16 protein-coding genes, 2 tRNA genes and 1 pseudogene are annotated in these 17,160 nt (G+C 40.5%); 3 read left to right on the top strand and 16 right to left on the bottom strand.

Features of this window, described 5'->3' with window-relative positions; all coding sequences use genetic code 11:
- Nucleotides 1–104: 104 nt before the first annotated feature.
- The 10 genes from U9670_RS01135 to U9670_RS01180 all read right to left on the bottom strand — a co-directional run bounded on the left by U9670_RS01135 (nt 105) and on the right by U9670_RS01180 (nt 11,476).
- A complete protein-coding gene (locus tag U9670_RS01135; protein ID WP_323841842.1) occupies nt 105–1,427 on the bottom strand; it encodes an ATP-binding protein in 1,323 nt (440 codons plus the stop codon).
- Entirely contained in the window at nt 1,427–2,122 is a 696-nt protein-coding gene (gene phoB / locus U9670_RS01140) for a phosphate regulon transcriptional regulator PhoB (RefSeq protein WP_501993681.1), read from the bottom strand. Before phoB ends, U9670_RS01135 begins: the two co-directional genes overlap by 1 nt.
- Before the next feature lie 68 nt (nt 2,123–2,190).
- Nucleotides 2,191–2,970 (bottom strand): phosphate ABC transporter ATP-binding protein PstB, encoded by a 780-nt coding sequence (pstB, locus tag U9670_RS01145; protein WP_323841840.1) that lies wholly within the window; start codon nt 2,968–2,970, stop codon nt 2,191–2,193.
- 148 nt (nt 2,971–3,118) lie between these two features.
- Complete coding sequence (pstA, locus tag U9670_RS01150) at nt 3,119–3,925, bottom strand: phosphate ABC transporter permease PstA (RefSeq protein ID WP_323841871.1); 807 nt, start codon at nt 3,923–3,925, stop codon at nt 3,119–3,121.
- Nucleotides 3,926–4,126: 201 nt separating this feature from the next.
- Nucleotides 4,127–5,068: a phosphate ABC transporter permease subunit PstC gene (gene pstC, locus U9670_RS01155; RefSeq protein WP_323841839.1), complete on the bottom strand. Its 942-nt coding sequence runs from the start codon at nt 5,066–5,068 to the stop codon at nt 4,127–4,129.
- Nucleotides 5,069–5,167: 99 nt separating this feature from the next.
- Nucleotides 5,168–6,292 (bottom strand): phosphate ABC transporter substrate-binding protein PstS, encoded by a 1,125-nt coding sequence (pstS, locus tag U9670_RS01160; protein WP_323841838.1) that lies wholly within the window; start codon nt 6,290–6,292, stop codon nt 5,168–5,170.
- Between the two features lie 410 nt (nt 6,293–6,702).
- Nucleotides 6,703–6,867, bottom strand: coding sequence for a hypothetical protein (locus U9670_RS01165; protein WP_323841837.1), 165 nt, complete (start codon nt 6,865–6,867; stop codon nt 6,703–6,705).
- 27 nt (nt 6,868–6,894) lie between these two features.
- Nucleotides 6,895–6,971, bottom strand: a tRNA-Pro gene (locus U9670_RS01170).
- A gap of 116 nt (nt 6,972–7,087) precedes the next feature.
- Nucleotides 7,088–9,382: a site-specific recombinase gene (locus tag U9670_RS01175; RefSeq protein ID WP_323841836.1), complete on the bottom strand. Its 2,295-nt coding sequence runs from the start codon at nt 9,380–9,382 to the stop codon at nt 7,088–7,090.
- A gap of 60 nt (nt 9,383–9,442) precedes the next feature.
- Nucleotides 9,443–11,476, bottom strand: a complete 2,034-nt coding sequence (locus U9670_RS01180; RefSeq protein ID WP_323841835.1) for a UvrD-helicase domain-containing protein — start codon at nt 11,474–11,476, stop codon at nt 9,443–9,445.
- Between the two features lie 463 nt (nt 11,477–11,939).
- Between U9670_RS01180 and U9670_RS01185 the strand changes: the two genes are divergently transcribed.
- A tRNA-Ile gene (locus tag U9670_RS01185) sits at nt 11,940–12,016 on the top strand.
- 152 nt (nt 12,017–12,168) lie between these two features.
- On the opposite strand, the pseudogene U9670_RS08700 reads toward U9670_RS01185, so the two are convergent.
- Nucleotides 12,169–12,285: pseudogene (locus U9670_RS08700) on the bottom strand (tail assembly protein); the annotation flags it as partial.
- A 184-nt stretch (nt 12,286–12,469) separates the two neighbouring features.
- Between U9670_RS08700 and U9670_RS01190 the strand changes: the two are divergent.
- Nucleotides 12,470–12,592 (top strand): hypothetical protein, encoded by a 123-nt coding sequence (locus tag U9670_RS01190; RefSeq protein WP_323841834.1) that lies wholly within the window; start codon nt 12,470–12,472, stop codon nt 12,590–12,592.
- 364 nt (nt 12,593–12,956) lie between these two features.
- On the opposite strand, the gene U9670_RS01195 is transcribed toward U9670_RS01190, so the two are convergent.
- The 5 genes from U9670_RS01195 to U9670_RS01215 form a co-directional block, all read right to left on the bottom strand.
- Nucleotides 12,957–13,820, bottom strand: coding sequence for a peptidoglycan DD-metalloendopeptidase family protein (locus U9670_RS01195; RefSeq protein WP_323841833.1), 864 nt, complete (start codon nt 13,818–13,820; stop codon nt 12,957–12,959).
- A gap of 205 nt (nt 13,821–14,025) precedes the next feature.
- Nucleotides 14,026–14,385, bottom strand: a complete 360-nt coding sequence (locus U9670_RS01200; protein WP_323841832.1) for a SirB2 family protein — start codon at nt 14,383–14,385, stop codon at nt 14,026–14,028.
- Between the two features lie 48 nt (nt 14,386–14,433).
- Nucleotides 14,434–14,910 carry a transcription elongation factor GreA gene (gene greA / locus U9670_RS01205; protein WP_323841831.1) on the bottom strand — a complete coding sequence of 159 codons (477 nt, stop codon included), beginning with the start codon at nt 14,908–14,910 and terminating at the stop codon, nt 14,434–14,436.
- A 417-nt stretch (nt 14,911–15,327) separates the two neighbouring features.
- On the bottom strand, nt 15,328–16,047 hold the full coding sequence (locus U9670_RS01210; RefSeq protein ID WP_323841830.1) for an LrgB family protein: 720 nt from the start codon (nt 16,045–16,047) through the stop codon (nt 15,328–15,330).
- A gap of 1 nt (nt 16,048) precedes the next feature.
- The gene (locus U9670_RS01215; protein ID WP_323841829.1) at nt 16,049–16,423 is read right to left on the bottom strand and encodes a CidA/LrgA family protein; all 375 of its coding nucleotides are present in this window, start codon (nt 16,421–16,423) and stop codon (nt 16,049–16,051) included.
- Nucleotides 16,424–16,687: 264 nt separating this feature from the next.
- Here U9670_RS01215 and dut point away from each other — a divergent pair, with 264 nt between their 5' ends.
- Nucleotides 16,688–17,152 carry a dUTP diphosphatase gene (gene dut, locus U9670_RS01220; RefSeq protein ID WP_323841828.1) on the top strand — a complete coding sequence of 155 codons (465 nt, stop codon included), beginning with the start codon at nt 16,688–16,690 and terminating at the stop codon, nt 17,150–17,152.
- The last annotated feature ends 8 nt before the right edge of the window (nt 17,153–17,160 follow it).

The raw sequence follows: 17,160 nt of genomic DNA on the forward strand, positions 1-17,160 counted from the left end.
CAAAAAAGACAGGCTTAACAGTTTGTCTTTCTTACTCATTTTTTGGTCAAACCTAGACAAATACACTTGGTAAGCCTTATGAGTTAAGTTTGGCAAATATCAATCTAATTGCTCCGACCGTTCAGCAAATTTTTAATCGGCATCACCACTTTAAAAATACTACCGACATTTTTTTGACTATCAATCTGCAACACACCACCATAATGGGCAATGGCGTGTTTGGCGATGGCAAGCCCAAGTCCACTACCGCCTGTCTTACGACTTCTGCCCTTATCTACTCGATAAAATCTCTCAGTCAAATGCACCAGATGTTCGCCATCAATACCCTCACCATCATCCTTAACAAAAAAGACAATTTCTTTATCTATTGACAGATGAATATCAATGTTTGTGCCACTGTCGGTGTGGCGAATGGCATTAAAGATGAGATTGCTAAATACACTATACAGCTCTTTTTGCACACCATCAACCCAGATGTCAGGAGCGATGTTAGCATGGATATGATGTGTTTTACCAAGCATTAATGCCTCTTGATAAATACTAATCATCATGTCAGACAGATTGACAGGCACAGTATCCTCTGGTGGTTTTTCTTCATTTTCTAAGCGAGAGAGTGTTAAAAGTCCCTCTATGAGATCAAGCATTCGTGTGGATTCTTTTTGCATTAAGCCCACAAACTCAAGCTGTAAATTACGGTCAAGCTCATGATCATTCAGCATTTCCAAAAACCCTTGAATCACAGTCAAAGGCGTGCGAAGTTCATGGCTAACATTGGCAATGAAGTTATTTTTGGAAATGTTTAGTTTTTCGTTGGCACTGACATCATGAGCAATGAGCATGGTGGCGTTTGATTCTATGGGAATTAAGGTAATTTGTAGCGTTGTTTGACCTAAGGTTAGCTTGGTTTTGATGTCTTGTTTGGGGTTTTGTAGCTGGGTGAGCTTAGCATGGTGATTGTCCAAAAAGTCAGAAAAACCCTCATCATTCACCTGCTCTTTAAAAGACAATTTAAGGTTATCTGGGCGAAAATATTGTATCGCCCTCTCGTTTTGCCATTCAATCCGCCCTTTTTTATTTAGGATAATCACCGCACTTGGGAAACCTGCGATGATGCGGTTTAGCCTTTGTACTTCAAGAGTCAGTCGCTCTTTATGCCTATCTTGGCGATTTTGATTTTCAAAGATTTTATCAAAGATCACTTGCCAGCCACCAAACTCACGCCCTGCACGCCCACCTGATAAGGTAATGGGCTGTTTGGTGTCAGTCATCAACCATTTGCTAAGGCGTGATAAATTAATGCTATGATACACACCCCATAAGCCCAGCACCACACACGCAAGTGATAAGCCTAGCACCTTGTCTGCCAACATACAGCCAAATACCAAGGCAAACAAAGCAAAACCGATAGCAAAAATACACTGCCACATCAAGCGTTACCACCCTTATCATCAAAAGCATAGCCTACGCCACGCACTGTCTGCACATAGTCAGCCACACCACCTATCTCAAGCTCACGCCTTAACCGCCTGATATGCACATCAACCGTGCGTTCCTCAATAAAAATATGGTCGCCCCACACAAGGTCAAGCAGCTCTGTACGGCTATAAATCCGCCCTGTATGCGTCATAAAAAAATGCAAGAGTTTAAATTCGGTCGGTCCAAAGTGAATGGTCGTACCGTCCACAACAGCAGTGCGGTCAACAGGATTTAGCACAAGCTTGCCCACCTTGACCGTATGATCGGTCTTGTGTGGTGTACGGCGGCGTAAGAGTGCTTTAATACGAGCAATCAGCTCTCGTGGACTAAATGGCTTGGTGATGTAATCATCTGCCCCCATACCCAACCCCAACTCCATATCCGTCTCCTCACCTCGTGCGGTCAGCATAATGATGGGTAAGTCTTTGGTGCGTGTGTCTGTGCGTAGTACTTGGGCAAATTCTACACCCGAAATCCCTCCAAGCATCCAATCAAGTAGCACCACATCAGGCAGTTTATCATTGATGATTTGCTGTGCCTCCTCGGCACTTTGACTTAAAATCACCTCAAATCCTGCCTGCTCCAAAGCAAACTGTATCAGTCTTTGGATAGGCAATTCGTCCTCAACAACCAGTATGTTTGGCATCATCATTCCCTATGGATAATATACAAAGATATTATAAAACGAAGTCCACCTTGTAATCTAGCCAAAATTTAGCCAAATTTTCCTGTGATATAGTCATGCGTAGCTTTGACATTAGGCTCGCTAAACATCATTTTAGTATCACCAATTTCCACAAGCTCACCTAGATACATATAAGCGGTGCGGTCAGAGACTCTTGCTGCTTGTTGCATATTATGTGTTACAATGGCGATTGTATAATCATGCTTTAATTCCCCAATCAGCTCTTCAATATAGCCTGTTGATATTGGGTCAAGGGCAGAGGTTGGTTCATCAAGCAATAACACCTCTGGTCGGCATGCCACTGCACGAGCAATACATAACCGTTGCTGCTGACCGCCTGACAATGAATTACCTGATTGTTTTAACTTATCCTTCACTTCATTCCACAAAGCCGATTTTTTGAGTGCCCACTCAACTCGCTCGTTCATTTCATCTTTGCTTAATTTTTCGTAGAGTTTTACCCCAAAGGCAACATTGTCATAAATAGACATTGGAAAAGGAGTTGGCTTTTGAAAAACCATACCAACTTTGGCACGAAGTAAATTGACATCGGTATGATCATCTAAAATATTCATACCATCAAGTAAAATTTTACCTTCTGTACGGCTTTCATTGTAAAGGTCATACATACGGTTAAAACTTCTAAGCAAAGTAGATTTACCACAACCAGATGGTCCAATAAAAGCAGTAACTTTTTTGTTTAAAATATCTAAATTGATGTTTTTTAGGGCATGAAAATTACCATAATAAAAATTAAAATCTTGCACACTGATTTTAACAGTAGGTAATGTATTTGGTGAATCTAGCATTTTTTTAATCTCAAAAGTTTGGTTAAAAATGAGTAATCATCAATAAATTTTACAGTCAATGTAAAATGTAGAAGCAAATCACAACACTTGTACAGTCTTTACTTAATTTTTGGTTACATCAACAAATCATTTATAAAGCCATTATCGATTAAGTTTTAGACTGAATCAATCTTGCTACAATGTTGGTAAACAAGACAGTAAGAGCAATCAAAAGAGCTGCTGTCCATGCCAGTGTATGCCAATCATCATATGGACTCATTGCAAATTGGTAAATGACATTCGGTAGATTTGCCATAGGGGCTGACATATCAGTGCTGAAAAATTGGTTATTTAAAGCAGTAAATAGTAAGGGGGCGGTTTCACCAGAAATGCGGGCAAAACTTAATAACACCCCTGTTACCACACCTGTTTTAGCGGCTTTTAGCGTTACCATTAATACCAATTTATACTTAGGTGTGCCAAGTGCAAAAGCTGCTTCTCTTAGGCTATCAGGGACAAGCCTTAGCATATTCTCGGTTGTTCTTACCACCACAGGAATGACAAGAAGCGACAATGCCAAAGAACCCGCCCAACCTGAAAAATTGCCCATTGGCACAACAATGAGACCATAAATAAACAGACCAATCACAATAGACGGTGCGGACAGTAGAATGTCATTTAAAAATCTAGTAACAGTAGCAAGTCGACTATCTCGCCCAAATTCTGCCAAATAAATACCACACAAAATCCCAATCGGTGTACCAATCAACAGCCCACTTAGGCTAATCAAAAGACTGCCAACAATGGCATTTTTTAGACCACCAAACATCATTGGTGGTGGGGTATTTTGAGTAAAAATATGACTACCAAGCCCTGCAACGCCTTCATAAAATAAAGTATAAAAAATCCAGCCCAACCAAAACAGCCCAAAACTCATCGCAAAATAACAAAACCATAAAGAGGTACGATTTAGCATTCTACGGCGTGCATAAATGGCATTACTGCGTGTTTTATTGACTGATTTTTGTAGCGTTTCGCTAAGATCACTTAGACCATCAAAGCCGCTTAGAGGACTTTTGTTTTGCACTTGTATTTGCATGATATTTTCCTAAAATAAGATTTTAATAACATTTTTTTGACTACAGAGTGAAGCACTTGCCTGATAAATTTTGGTAAATTATTTATTAACCTTACCAAGCATTAGCTTTGAAACGCACAGCACAATAAAGGTAATCACAAACAAAATCAGACCTAAAAATAGTAGCGATGAGATGTGCATGGGATCAATAGCTTCAGCAAATTCATTGGCAAGGGCTGAAGTAATAGACACGCCAGAGCTGAATAAATCAAGGCTAAGATTAAAAGTGTTGCCAATAATGAAAGTTACCGCCATCGTCTCACCCAAAGCACGCCCAAGCCCTAAGATGATTCCACCAACCATACCCATTTTCGTGTAAGGCAAAACAATATTTTTGATGACTTCCCAACGGGTCGCCCCAAGCCCATAGGCAGATTCTTTGAGCATGGGTGGCACAATCTCAAACACATCACGCATCACAGAGGCAATGAATGGAATAATCATTATCGCCAAAATTAGCCCTGCCGCCAAGACACCAATCCCCATTGGCACACCTTTAAAAAAATTATCCAAGACAGGGATTTTCCCAACAGTGGTGGCAAGGCTTGGTTGAATGTATTTGGCAAAAATCGGTGCAAAAACAAACAAACCCCACATGCCATAAATGATAGAGGGAATGCCTGCAAGTAGCTCAATACAAATACCAAGTGGCTTTTTTAGCCATTTTGGGCAAAGCTCTGTTAAAAAAGTTGCAATACCAAAACTAACAGGTGTAGCGATAGCAAGAGCAATTACCGAGGTTACAATCGTGCCATAAATCGGAGCCAAAGCCCCATATTCACCAAAGATCACATTCCATTCATTAGAGCTTAAAAAACCAAGACCAAACTGCTGAATACTTGGCATCGCTCCATAGATAAGACCAGTTAAAATACCAGCCAATATAAGCAGTACAAATACCACAAACAGGCGAGCTATTCCCACAAAAGCCTTATCTAGTCGGTGCTGATTTTTTAATTTTTTACTTAATACTGTATCCATAATAAACCTGATTGGTTGATTTGAGTTAAGGGCATTAAAATACCCCTAACCAATCTATCTACACTGCTAAGATAATTAATATTGCCAATTACCAACCTTTTACTGACTTTGATACAATGCTTTACCATCTTGCCCAACAACTTTTGCCCACTCTTTGCGGATTAAAGATTTGGTAGCATCAGGCAATGGTACATAGTCTAGGTTTTTTGCCATTTCATCACCATGACTAAATGACCAATCAAAAAATGCCAGAGCTGACTTCGCATTATCATCACTGGTTGGATTTTTATGCATTAGGATAAAAGTTGCTGCTGCCAATGGCCATGCATTTTGAGCGGACTGGTTGGTCAAAACCACATTAAAGCCCTTATTTGCCGTCCAGTCGATATCAGCCGCTGCCTTAAAGGTTTCTTGGTCAGGTTGCACAAAACTACCCGCACTGTTTTGAAGTTGAGTGTAGCTCATTTTATTTTGTTTAGCATAGGCGTATTCCACATAGCCAATAGAGTTTTTAACACGCCCCACATAGGTTGCCACGCCTTCATTACCTTTACCTGCCGTACCCGTTTGGGCGGTTGGCCATTTAACGGTCTTTTCGACACCAACCGTATTTTTCCAATCATCAGACACTTGAGCAAGATAATTAGTAAAAATAAAAGTCGTACCAGAGCCATCTGAACGAAATACAGTAACAATATTTTCATCAGGCAGGGTAATGTCAGGATTTAGGGTGGCGATAGCAGGGTCGCTCCATTTGGTAATTCTCCCCAAATAGATGTCAGCCAGCACCCTACCTGTTAGTTTAAGCTGTCCTGCTGCCACACCATCGATGTTCACAATGGGTACAACACCACCAATGACGGTTGGAAACTGAATCAATCCTTCTTTTTCCAGCTCTTCGCTACTCATTGGAGAGTCTGTCGCCCCAAAGTCTACCGTTTTGGCGATGATTTGCTTGATGCCACCTGATGAGCCGATGGACTGATAATTCACCTGACCACCAGTATTTTGCAAAAATCCATTCGCCCACTGTACATATACAGGCTGAGGAAATGATGCTCCTGCCCCTGTTACGGTCATTATGACTTTATCGTTACCATTGGCTTGAACGGCAGTTTGTGGCGATTGAGCTTGCTCGCCCAGTTTTTGAGACTTATCCTGACAAGCAGTCAGGCCAAGTGCTAAAAAGATTGACACCATAGTTAGTAATGTATTTTTTTTCATTGCTTGCTCCTTTTGAGAGTTAAAAATTGACGGGGAGTTACCACTAACTTACTTGGCAGGCATTTTAACAAGCAAAAATGACAGCTATATGACAAATGAAAAATTATCCAGCACCAATATGATAATATTCATTCTTCATGCAATAAACTCATTTTAAGGACAATAAAATAAGGCTATCACGCAAGGTGAATAGCCTTATTTTATTAATTGGTCATGAATACAATTTTGTTCTTGAAAAATCTACTGTGATTGCAGGTATTAACCCAAATACAGATCAATTGATACATCTAAATAGTCAAATTTTTGCTTTATTTTAGACTCTACCTAACAACCAAAACAAAAAGAGATAATGAATGCTCTTTTAAAATTTCATCAATTTTTTTAAAGCATCTGATATTTTAAAAGAACACTCATTGCATCAACTCCATCATTTCCACTTTGTGAACCGCCAGCTCGTCTATAATCTCATGGTCTTTGTAATTGATGGCCTTTAAAAAGCTGATGAATGCTTGTTCGTTATGGTCGGTAGCTCGTTTTGAAAGTTCAAAACCTAGAAAAATCAAGGGCTGTCGCACGATTGTGGACAGCCCTAGATTATTGAATGGTCGGAGTGGCGGGATTCGAACTCGCGACCCCTTGCACCCCATGCAAGTGCGCTACCAAGCTGCGCTACACCCCGAATAGACAACATATTCTACTAAAATTTTCAGATTTTGCAAGTATTTTATTTTAGGTTTTTACTACACTCACTCACCAAATAAATACCAGCTCACACATGGCACCACATATCACCAATCACTTTGGTAGTTTTGGTGGTTTGTCAGGTTTTGGTAATGGTGTGGTATTATGACCCTCCTCGACCACCAGTTCCTGTACGATTTCGCCATCATTATGATGCTCAGCAATGGCCTCACGAATGTCTTTATTATTTGCATCTGCCCTATCTTTTGGTTTACTTCCCAGTCTACGCACCACATAGTTATCTGGTAGCACACGAGCATTTGACTCTTTTTCATCAGTCCAATCCTCATAAATCACACGCCCTTCGCTGTCAATTTGTGCATATTTAACCGATTCACTTCTTGGAAAAAAGAAGTCCCATGGATTGACTAAAAAATGCCGCCAAACCAGACTTCCCAAACCTTTCCACTCGGTAAATTCCACCTCTTTTGAACGCAACGCCACAAGCAGTGCCAGTGAAAAGCTGACCAATAAGTTCACCGCACCGATGAGTAGCACCCCAATAAAAGACCAAATCATCAGACCCCAAGTCAAATCCTGCGGAGACAGATAAAACAGCCCATGCACCAAATTAGCAGATGCAAAGGCAATGTGGCGAATATCAAGTGGCAATCCTAGCATATAACCAATCGTTGCCGTACTGCCCAAAAAGCAACCAAAGATAAAGTTGCCCATAATCGCACCAAGATTTGCCTCAATAAAACCACCTAATTTTTCTTGCCAAGAGCATGGCAACACACGGGACAGCAAATGATGTCGTCTGATGCGTTCACCAATTTTATTATAAGCAGAAAGATTGTCATAATAACCAGCAATCAACCCTGATAAGAATAAAAAAACACCTGCAATTGCTGCATGAGGCAATGACAAAGAGCGGATTGGATCAAGCTCATGCAGCAGGTGTGCCGCTTTTGAGCCATCAATCATTGGCGTACCCATAAAATACGACCAAGCATAGGCTATGGCAAGTGCAGTTGGTATGGCGATAGAAATATTTCCCAAAATTGCAACAAACTGCGTCCGCATGATATCAACAATCAACTCAGACAACTTTGTCATTTGTTTGGCTTTTTTATTGCCCGAACCCTCTGAGATGGTTGATGCAATAGCAGCGGCGGTCATGGCTGGTTGCTTGGTAGCAACCGTACCACCCACAATATGGATACCCACAAAACCCAAACCATAAATCATACTATTTACAAACGCCCTACCAATCGGTGCTAACACTAAGGCATAAGATAAAATCTTAATCGTTGCCATAAAAGCAATAAAAAACCCGCCAATCGCTGCTTTTTTATACATTTTGCGATAGCCTGTACGATCGGTACTGATGTAATGCTCCCCAACACGGCTGGCATTTTCGGTAACCTTACGCGACAATAATTTGGTATTGCTTTCAATCAAATACCCAAAACTATATCTTGTCTTTGCCGTACGCACAATTTGGGCAGTCAGCTCAACAATTGCCTCATCACGCTTTTTTTTATTATCTGCCACCAGCTCAATCAACACCTGCATTCGGTGCAGGCTTTGCTCTAATCGCACTAGCATATTGGTCAGACGGATTGAGATGCCTGTTTTATAGATGCGTTTTCGTACATTGGTAACAATGTCTTCGCATTGCTCTAACATCACCAATAGTGGTGCAGGGCTGATATCCTCATCAGGCGTAACATCAGTCATCAAATCAAGCTCATGCACTTTACGATACTGATTAACAAACAAAACAGCCTCTTGATTTTGAGCAACAAAAGCAGCAGAATGGTTTAACATCTGTGGGTAAGCTGCCATTAAGTCAAGATGCAGTCCCATACCACTGATGCGATATGACAAGATGACAATGGCGTTTAGAATGCTGTTTTTGGCAGTTGCCACCAACGCCAAATCCTCCTCATCAACACAAATCATCTCGATGAGTTTATCCCATTTGCCCGCATCAATAGAGCGTACCCAGCGTAAATCACTGCGTTCATTAAACAAAAAACTGGCAAGCTCAACCACCGAATCCTCTTCAGGCAATAATGGTAAGAGCCGATGCCCAATAAGACGATTCATGCTATAAAAAAAACTTTGGTCAGAAGCGATGCCTGTGTCAGTATAAAGCGTTACTTGGTTATACTGATTGGTTAGCCGTAAAATAAATGCAGCAAGCCCAGAGCCGTATTCAGGATTAACCTCAATCAGTTTTATCAATTCATCCATCTTATGGTTGGCAGCATCTTCATCGCCCTCGGCCACCCTAAGCTCATCAACAAGCTGTTTTAATGCTTGCAAATCTGGCGCATCTTTTAATGCCAAAATGCGTTGTAAAATTTCTTCAAGATTGGTGTGTGTGGAGTCGTACAACAATTCTCTCCCAATATTTAGGCCTAACTAGGCATTGATTTAATCATTACCATATTGGTACCATCAAGAGCTACGCTTAGCAGCAAGCATGGCTTGAATGTTAGACAAATAATCCTGTGCTACTTGCTTTGGGTCTTTATTGGCAACTTTTTTGGCAGGATAGTCAATATGGTCGGCTGGCAGTTCGTCTAAAAAACGAGATGGTGAAGTTTGTCTAAAATCCCCACCTGCTCGGCGTTTTTGTGCAAGTGTTAAGGTCAGTTCCAATCTTGCACGGGTAATGCCCACATACATCAGCCGTCGCTCTTCTTCAATATTATCTTCCAGCAAAGAATTGCGATGTGGCAAAATCTCCTCTTCCATACCAATGATATAAACATAATCAAATTCCAAACCCTTAGCAGCGTGCAGGGTCATCAAATTCACTTTATTGGTATTTTCTTCTTCTTGCTGTTGTTCTAGCATATCAAGCAACATCATTTTACGAATGACCGCCTCAATGGTCTTATCGTCATCTTCCTCAGCACGATCAATCAAAGTGGCGATGCTTTGATATAACGATTCAATATTATCCAGACGATTTTTTTCTTGTTGCGGGGTCTTGCTATCTTCTTTAATATAGTCAATATAACCTGTTTCAACAATCATCTGACGAACCAATGGCATAGGATTGGCATTATCATACAGCTGCTTGGTATAATGTTCAATAAAGTCAGCAAAAGCATATAGCGTACTACTTGCCTTTGACCCTATCGCTGATTTTAAGCCTGTATGTGAGCAGGCAGACAATAAAGATATGCCATACTCTTGGGCAAACAAACCCAGCTTTTCTAGGGTTGCTGACCCCATACCACGCTTGGGCGTGTTAATAATGCGTAAAAAGGCTGCATCATCATCAGGATTAAGAATGATTCTAAGATAGCTCATCACATCTTTAATCTCAGTACGAGCAAAAAATGAAGTGCCGCCAGAAAGTTTGTAAGGCACATTTAACTGGCGAAGTTCGGTTTCTAGCACTCTGGCTTGAAAATTAGAACGATACAGCACAGCATACTGCTCCCACAAGTTGCCATGTCGTAGGCGATGTGCGACAATCTCTTTGGCCACTCGTTCGGCCTCATCAAAATCAGACGGGCAGGTAATCACACGAATCTGCGCTCCCTCACCCTTATCCGACCACAATGCCTTATCAAAGACATGTTCATTGTTGGCGATGACTGTATTTGCCGCACTCAAAATACGGTTGGTTGAACGATAATTTTGTTCAAGCTTTACCACATGAAGACTTGGAAAATCCTGCTTTAATAAAGCCATATTTTCAGGTTTGGCCCCACGCCAAGTATAAATTGACTGATCATCATCACCCACCACCGTAAAGCGAGCAGAAGCACCTACCAACAGCTTAACCAGTTCATATTGAACGGTATTGGTGTCTTGATACTCGTCCACAAGCAAATAGCGAATGCGACGCTGCCATTTATCTCGCACCATGTCATTTTCTTTTAAAATCCGTGCAGGCAAAACAATCAAATCATCAAAATCCACAGCGTTATAAGCACGCAAATTGCGTTCATACAAACCATACAGATGGGCAAACATCGCATCTTCTGGCTCAGATAAAGTCGCCAAGGCATCTTCTGGGGCAACCAGATTGTTTTTCCAATCAGAGATGAATTTAATCGCCTTGCCCACCAATTCACGACTTTCTGCCCCACTCATGTTATCACGCACCATCAATTCCATTAAAAGGCGTTTAGAATCATCTGAATCCATGATACTAAAATTCGCCTTCAAAGGAGTGTGCGATAATTCATAACGCAAAAACTGCAAGCCGAACTGATGGAAAGTTGATACCGTCAGACCTCGGGTTTTTTCACTCGGCAAAAGCTTTGATACACGCGCCTTCATTTCACGAGCCGCCTTATTGGTAAAAGTCATTGCTGTGATTCGCTCGGCTGGAATGTTGCACTTTGTAATCAGATGAGAAATTTTTTGGGTAATGACTGAAGTCTTGCCTGAGCCTGCCCCTGCCAAAACGAGCAGTGGTCCTGATACATGGGTTAGAGCTTCTTGTTGGCGGGGATTTAGCTGACTCATATCTTTATCATCTTTTATTTCATTGTATTTAAATGATTTTTATCAAGGCAAAGGCTCAACAAAAAAGGCAATCATTATAAGCGATTTCGCCTAACAATAGCAAAATTTTTGCCATTTTAATCAAATCACCACAATCCATCATAAGTTCTTACATGAATTTTTAGAATAATGAACAAAAAATACTTTGTTTATCCTTTCAAACTTACGATACAAATAGATGGTACACAGGTGATTGCAAACCGCATACAGCCCGCCCAAAGACAAATGCAAACACAATGACAATTTAACCAATATAAGCTAATAAAATTTTATGTTTAAACACTTTAATTTTTGTTTGCAATGATGTATAATGACGTCTTGTTGCAATAAGATAGATTTACATAGCATTTTTATTTAATATTTAAAAATATTGTAAATTATTTATGATTATATAAATCATTGATTTTATTGTAATTTTTCTTAAGGGCCTATAGCTCAGTCGGTTAGAGCAGAGGACTCATAATCCTTTGGTCCACAGTTCGAGTCTGTGTGGGCCCACCAAATTTAAGTCAATGAAATCAAGGGTTTGTGATTTGCAAGCCCTTGATTTTTTTCATCAAAAATTTCACAAAATAAAAAGTAACCATATAATAACCAAATACAAAATTAAACATGACCGCTACAGCAGGGGTGGCTTGACTTTTGGCTTTACAGGCAGGGATTTGACAGGCTAGGGCGTGGGCAGCTTCTTTGGCGGATTTAACATCTAATTTAAAAAATCTGCCGAATTTTTTGGCTAAAATGCCGTGTAGTTCAATGTTTTCATGGATATACTCTAATAAAAAAACCGCTTACGGTATCACAAGCGGTTAGAAAATCTTTTATTTTGGATAATAAAAAAAAGTCAAGATAAATCTTGACTTTTAATATAGTATTTACTATAAAATGTTTTATCAAGACAAGGCGCTGTAACACCAAGTCTTGATAGGTTACCGCCACCAACCTAAGTCAAAGGTGGCAAGCTATAAATTTCCCGTAGAGTTCATTGATGAACTTGCCATATTGTCCGAAAAAACAGGACTTTCACGCTCTGCCATCATCATGCAAGCTGTTAAGGCGTGGCAGCAGACGGTATAAACGAGTGATGACGCACCACCAATGCCGTGCGTCAAAGCCAGCTTTTGCAAAGTTATTTTTGATATAATGGCTCTGGTCAGCATTTTTCCCCCGATCGATATTTATCTTTGGCCGCATCTTTTAAGTCCATATCAAAAGCGGTGGCAATATCATGGCTTATTTCTTGTTTTGAATATTACGGCTAAAATTAACCGTATTGGCACCAAGTACGATGTTAATTGCCAATGCCATAATATTTTCCTTTGGGTAATAAAAAACCCTGCCAAGGCAGGGGTTAAGAAAAGTTGTGATTAATCGTAAAATACATCTATATCAATCGGCGTGCTACAAGCGATGGGTTAGCCAGAATATCCAAAAATTTGAATTATTTTAAAACCGATAACGGATCAATATAACTAGAATTGCGAGAGATACGAAACTCTAGCAATGCCATGCCATCTGCCTGCGGACGCATGGTGGCGATTTGTTGCCCTGCTTGTACGGTTTGACCTGATTTGACTTGGGCATTGTATATATGAAAATAATTACTCACAAAACCATCGGTATGCGCAATCGCTATCATCGCTCCATCAATATTACCATCAGCATGCAGAACAGTACCTGTACGACTGGCCAATACAGCATCACCAGCACGACCAGAGAACCACATACCCTGACTGGTAACAGCTTTACCGTTGATGTTAGTCGTGCCAAAACGACGCACTACAGGATTGCTGTTACTCACAGGGTAGCGAAATTGCATCAGCCCCACACTACCTACAGACAGCGGTTTGTTGGCAACAACTTGTGGCGTATCAGCTGGCTTTGTCAGTACAGTTTTTGTGGTGGTCAAGGTTTGATTAGGTGGTGCAACAGTTTGTTGTACTGGCGTAATGGAAGTCTTGATTGACACACTTTCATTGCCCTGCCATAGCACCAACCATTGCCCTGTATAAATGGTATATTGAGCATTTAAGTTATTGATGCGTCCAATAGTACGCCAATCAAGCCCATAACGCTCAGCAATCTTACTTACCGTATCACCCTGTCTGACCAGATGATGACTGGGCACACCTCGAGAGTCCATCACAATCTTTGGATCGGTTGAAATATTTGCAACATTAAGCGTTGTGCTTTTTTTATTTTGTTGATAGGTGGGCTTGCTGGCACAGCCTGCCAATACTGCCATGCCAAACACTCCAACCGTCATCACTTGCAATACATTTTTAGGCTTGAACAAAACATCCATCAACATACTCTATTCTCTTTTTCTTTTTTAACAATATTAATCTAGCAATATAACAATTGCCAAAAACAGATTGGATCATTGTACCATGATGCACCGCAACCACAAAAAAGATGAACCAAAACAATCGATGATCATTGATAATAATAACTTTTAAATCAACGTTTAATTAAATACCATCATCTACTTTGTTAAGATCTAGATTTCTTTATCCAAGCACTGGTTTGGTCAATGCCAATATAATCACACCCACATAAGCGATTGCTGCAATAAGCATACCCGCCTTAGATTGACCAATTGTGCTGGCTGGACGCAATGCTTTGACATTGGCAGATATCGCAACAATCAGCAGCACTAATTTAGCAATTGCCCAATGCTGTAGGCCTGCCACTTGGGTAAGCTGCCAAAATAACATCAAGCCACTGCTCACAAGTAACAGATAAACCAAATGATTAATGCCTTTAAAAGTACGAGATAAGATTAACTGCTTGCCACTGACAACAAACACCGCCTGATAAGCAAATATTAACAGCGTAAAAAACGCCATCAGCAAATGTAAATGTTTCATTTTTAACTCTTTTTTATATTTTGAGCTTGCTTTAAGTCTTTTAAAGTATTAAGTATAAAGCACTTCTAAAATTTCAAACTCAACAAGACCGCTGGGTGTTTGAATTTTGGCTTCATCACCCTCAGATTTACCAATCAAGCCACGAGCAATCGGTGAATTGACCGAAATTTTACCTGTTTTAAAGTCGGCTTCATCATCACCAACAATCTTGTAACGACATTGCTTACCATCATCTATATTCTCAAGTACAGCGGTAACACCAAACACCACACGACCGTCTTGGTTTAGCTTGGCAGGATCAATGACCTGTGCACCAGCTAATTTGGCTTCAATATCACGAATGCGTGCTTCACACAGCCCCTGCTGTTCACGAGCGGCATGATATTCAGCGTTTTCTTTTAAATCACCATGCTCGCGTGCTTCGGCGATGGCGTTGGTGATGCGTGGGCGATCAATGGTTTTGAGCTGTTTTAGCTCTGCTTCTAAAGCGGCATGACCTTCTGGTGTCATCGGATAGCGTTGCATAAGTATTCCTTTTTTATTGACAATTTTTACAGTTCAAAAATTAACTTTTATTCCAATCCAAAGCCCTATGTTACATCAAATAACATAAGTACAAACAAGTACAAAAAATCCTGCCAAACAACCATTTGGCAAGACGGATATGGATAAGATTGTCGTTATTGTAGCAATTTTCTGCTAAAAATACAAGGTACAAATGTCTGTCATGCATTCATCATCTCATTGATGGTAAGCGTTGAACACTTAATCCAGTAACTTAATGCCAGTAATAGTAGTGCTTAGTTTAACTACTCTTTTTTTACCCTCACCCTAACCCACAATCAACCTTTGAGCTTTTTAGTCTTTCAAAGACAGACTTTAAAGCAGGTTTAAAATTTTATGGCAATTTGACTAAAAACAGCTTAAAATAAAAAAACAGCCTTAAAGCAGCAGTGGAACAATGATCGGGGCTAAAAATGCTGTCAAAATACCATTTAAAATCAAACCCACTGTTGCATATGCCACATGACGAGTTCCCATTTGCATGGCTCTGGCTGTACCTAGTGCGTGCGATGCTGTACCCAGCGATAGCCCTTGTGAAATCTCGCGACGAATGCGTGCTTTATGCATGACATACACTCCCATGATTTGCCCTGCCACGCCTGCCATCAGTACCGTCGCTGCACTAATACCAATCACGCCACCTAGCACATCTGTAACCTCGATTGCTATCGGCATGGTAACAGACTTAGCAGCAATCGCTATTGTTGCCTCCATGCTACCGCCCATGGCCTGCACCAGCCACACACCAGAAACCACGCCAACTACAGAGCCGATGATTTGTGATGCAACAATAGGCAACCATTGCACACGGATTTTTTGCCACTGTACATATAGCGGAATCGCCATACACACCACCACAGGTTGCAACCAAAAACTTAAATAAGCACTGGCTTTCTCAAAATCCCCCCAAGCAATGTCAAAAACACTCAAAAAACCAATCACCAGCACTGTTGTAAAAAGTGTAGGGTTGATGAGTGGTTGTTTTAATTTTTGACGCAACCAAACTGTCAATTCAAATGCGCCAATCATGACAAATAATAGCAAAAACGGACTGCTTTTAATCTCAGCCAATTGCATTGGTATCGACAAATCGCTCATATTATTCGCCTTTTGTGCTTGCTGATGATTGTAACTTTTGTAGTTTTCTAAACCACTCATGGCTTTTGGCAGTAACAACCAAAACCAAAAATGTACTCATTACCGTTGATAAAATCAATACCCACAAATCACCAGCAATCACATCAAGATATTGCATGATAGAAATACACGCAGGAATGACCAACAGCACCAGATGGTCAAGCAGAATTTTGGCAAGTTTTTCCATCGTTTGCAATTTAACAATGCCAAATTGCAATGATAAAAATAAAATCAACAGCCCAATCACACTTGCTGGCAAAGGCAAATCTAACACCATAATAATTACCTGCCCCAAAAATAAGCAAGCAAATACCACCAATATCGCCCTTAATAACATGAAAATAATCCCAGCAATAAAAATCAAATTAATTTAGGCATTTATTGTAACGCAAAGACAGGATTTTACCAAACAAAATGCTTGTGATCACGAACAACTTTATTAAACTTTTTACCTTTTGTTAGAAGTTATAAAAACCACAAGAAAATATGACCAGCAAAATATCAAAATACAGAATTTGTCTTTTTTTAACTCATAAAAATCGGTTATAATCCATCACAAAGATACATTTTATCAAACCTATCATTTGTAAAAGGCGAGTCTATGAACAGCGTACAAATCAAAATTCTTAATCCAAAAATTGGTACAGACCCAAATTTTCCTCTACCCACACGAGCCACAGACGGCTCGGCAGGCATAGATCTTAGAGCGTGTATAGATAAACCAATCACCATCAAAGCTGGTGAAACCCAGCTTATTGGTACAGGGATTGCCATCTACATCGCCAATCCTAATTTTGCAGGGCTGGTTTTACCCCGTTCTGGACTTGGGCATAAGCATGGCATTGTATTGGGCAATCTGGTTGGCTTGATTGATGCAGACTATCAAGGCGAACTGATGGTGTCGGTGTGGAATCGCAGTAAGACTGATTTTACTTTAAACCCTGCTGAACGCATGGCTCAATATGTGGTCGTGCCCGTGATGCGTCCTGACTTTGACATCGTCGCAGAATTTAGCGACAAAAGCGAGCGTGGAGCAGGTGGATTTGGTAGCTCTGGGGTAAAATAATAGGGCAA

Origin of the sequence: Moraxella tarda (assembly GCF_035181405.1) — a bacterium.
Lineage (GTDB): Bacteria > Pseudomonadota > Gammaproteobacteria > Pseudomonadales > Moraxellaceae > Moraxella.

What these genes read in the sequence shown, in the direction of transcription:
- U9670_RS01135 (WP_323841842.1), bottom strand. Translation starts at nt 1,427, where the DNA reads ATGTGGCAGTGTATTTTTGCTATCGGTTTTGCTTTGTTTGCCTTGGTA.
- phoB (WP_501993681.1), bottom strand. Translation starts at nt 2,122, where the DNA reads ATGCCAAACATACTGGTTGTTGAGGACGAATTGCCTATCCAAAGACTG.
- pstB (WP_323841840.1), bottom strand. Translation starts at nt 2,970, where the DNA reads ATGCTAGATTCACCAAATACATTACCTACTGTTAAAATCAGTGTGCAA.
- pstA (WP_323841871.1), bottom strand. Translation starts at nt 3,925, where the DNA reads ATGCTAAATCGTACCTCTTTATGGTTTTGTTATTTTGCGATGAGTTTT.
- pstC (WP_323841839.1), bottom strand. Translation starts at nt 5,068, where the DNA reads ATGGATACAGTATTAAGTAAAAAATTAAAAAATCAGCACCGACTAGAT.
- pstS (WP_323841838.1), bottom strand. Translation starts at nt 6,292, where the DNA reads ATGAAAAAAAATACATTACTAACTATGGTGTCAATCTTTTTAGCACTT.
- U9670_RS01180 (WP_323841835.1), bottom strand. Translation starts at nt 11,476, where the DNA reads ATGAGTCAGCTAAATCCCCGCCAACAAGAAGCTCTAACCCATGTATCA.
- U9670_RS01195 (WP_323841833.1), bottom strand. Translation starts at nt 13,820, where the DNA reads ATGGATGTTTTGTTCAAGCCTAAAAATGTATTGCAAGTGATGACGGTT.
- U9670_RS01200 (WP_323841832.1), bottom strand. Translation starts at nt 14,385, where the DNA reads ATGAAACATTTACATTTGCTGATGGCGTTTTTTACGCTGTTAATATTT.
- greA (WP_323841831.1), bottom strand. Translation starts at nt 14,910, where the DNA reads ATGCAACGCTATCCGATGACACCAGAAGGTCATGCCGCTTTAGAAGCA.
- U9670_RS01210 (WP_323841830.1), bottom strand. Translation starts at nt 16,047, where the DNA reads ATGAGCGATTTGTCGATACCAATGCAATTGGCTGAGATTAAAAGCAGT.
- U9670_RS01215 (WP_323841829.1), bottom strand. Translation starts at nt 16,423, where the DNA reads ATGTTATTAAGGGCGATATTGGTGGTATTTGCTTGCTTATTTTTGGGG.
- dut (WP_323841828.1), top strand. Translation starts at nt 16,688, where the DNA reads ATGAACAGCGTACAAATCAAAATTCTTAATCCAAAAATTGGTACAGAC.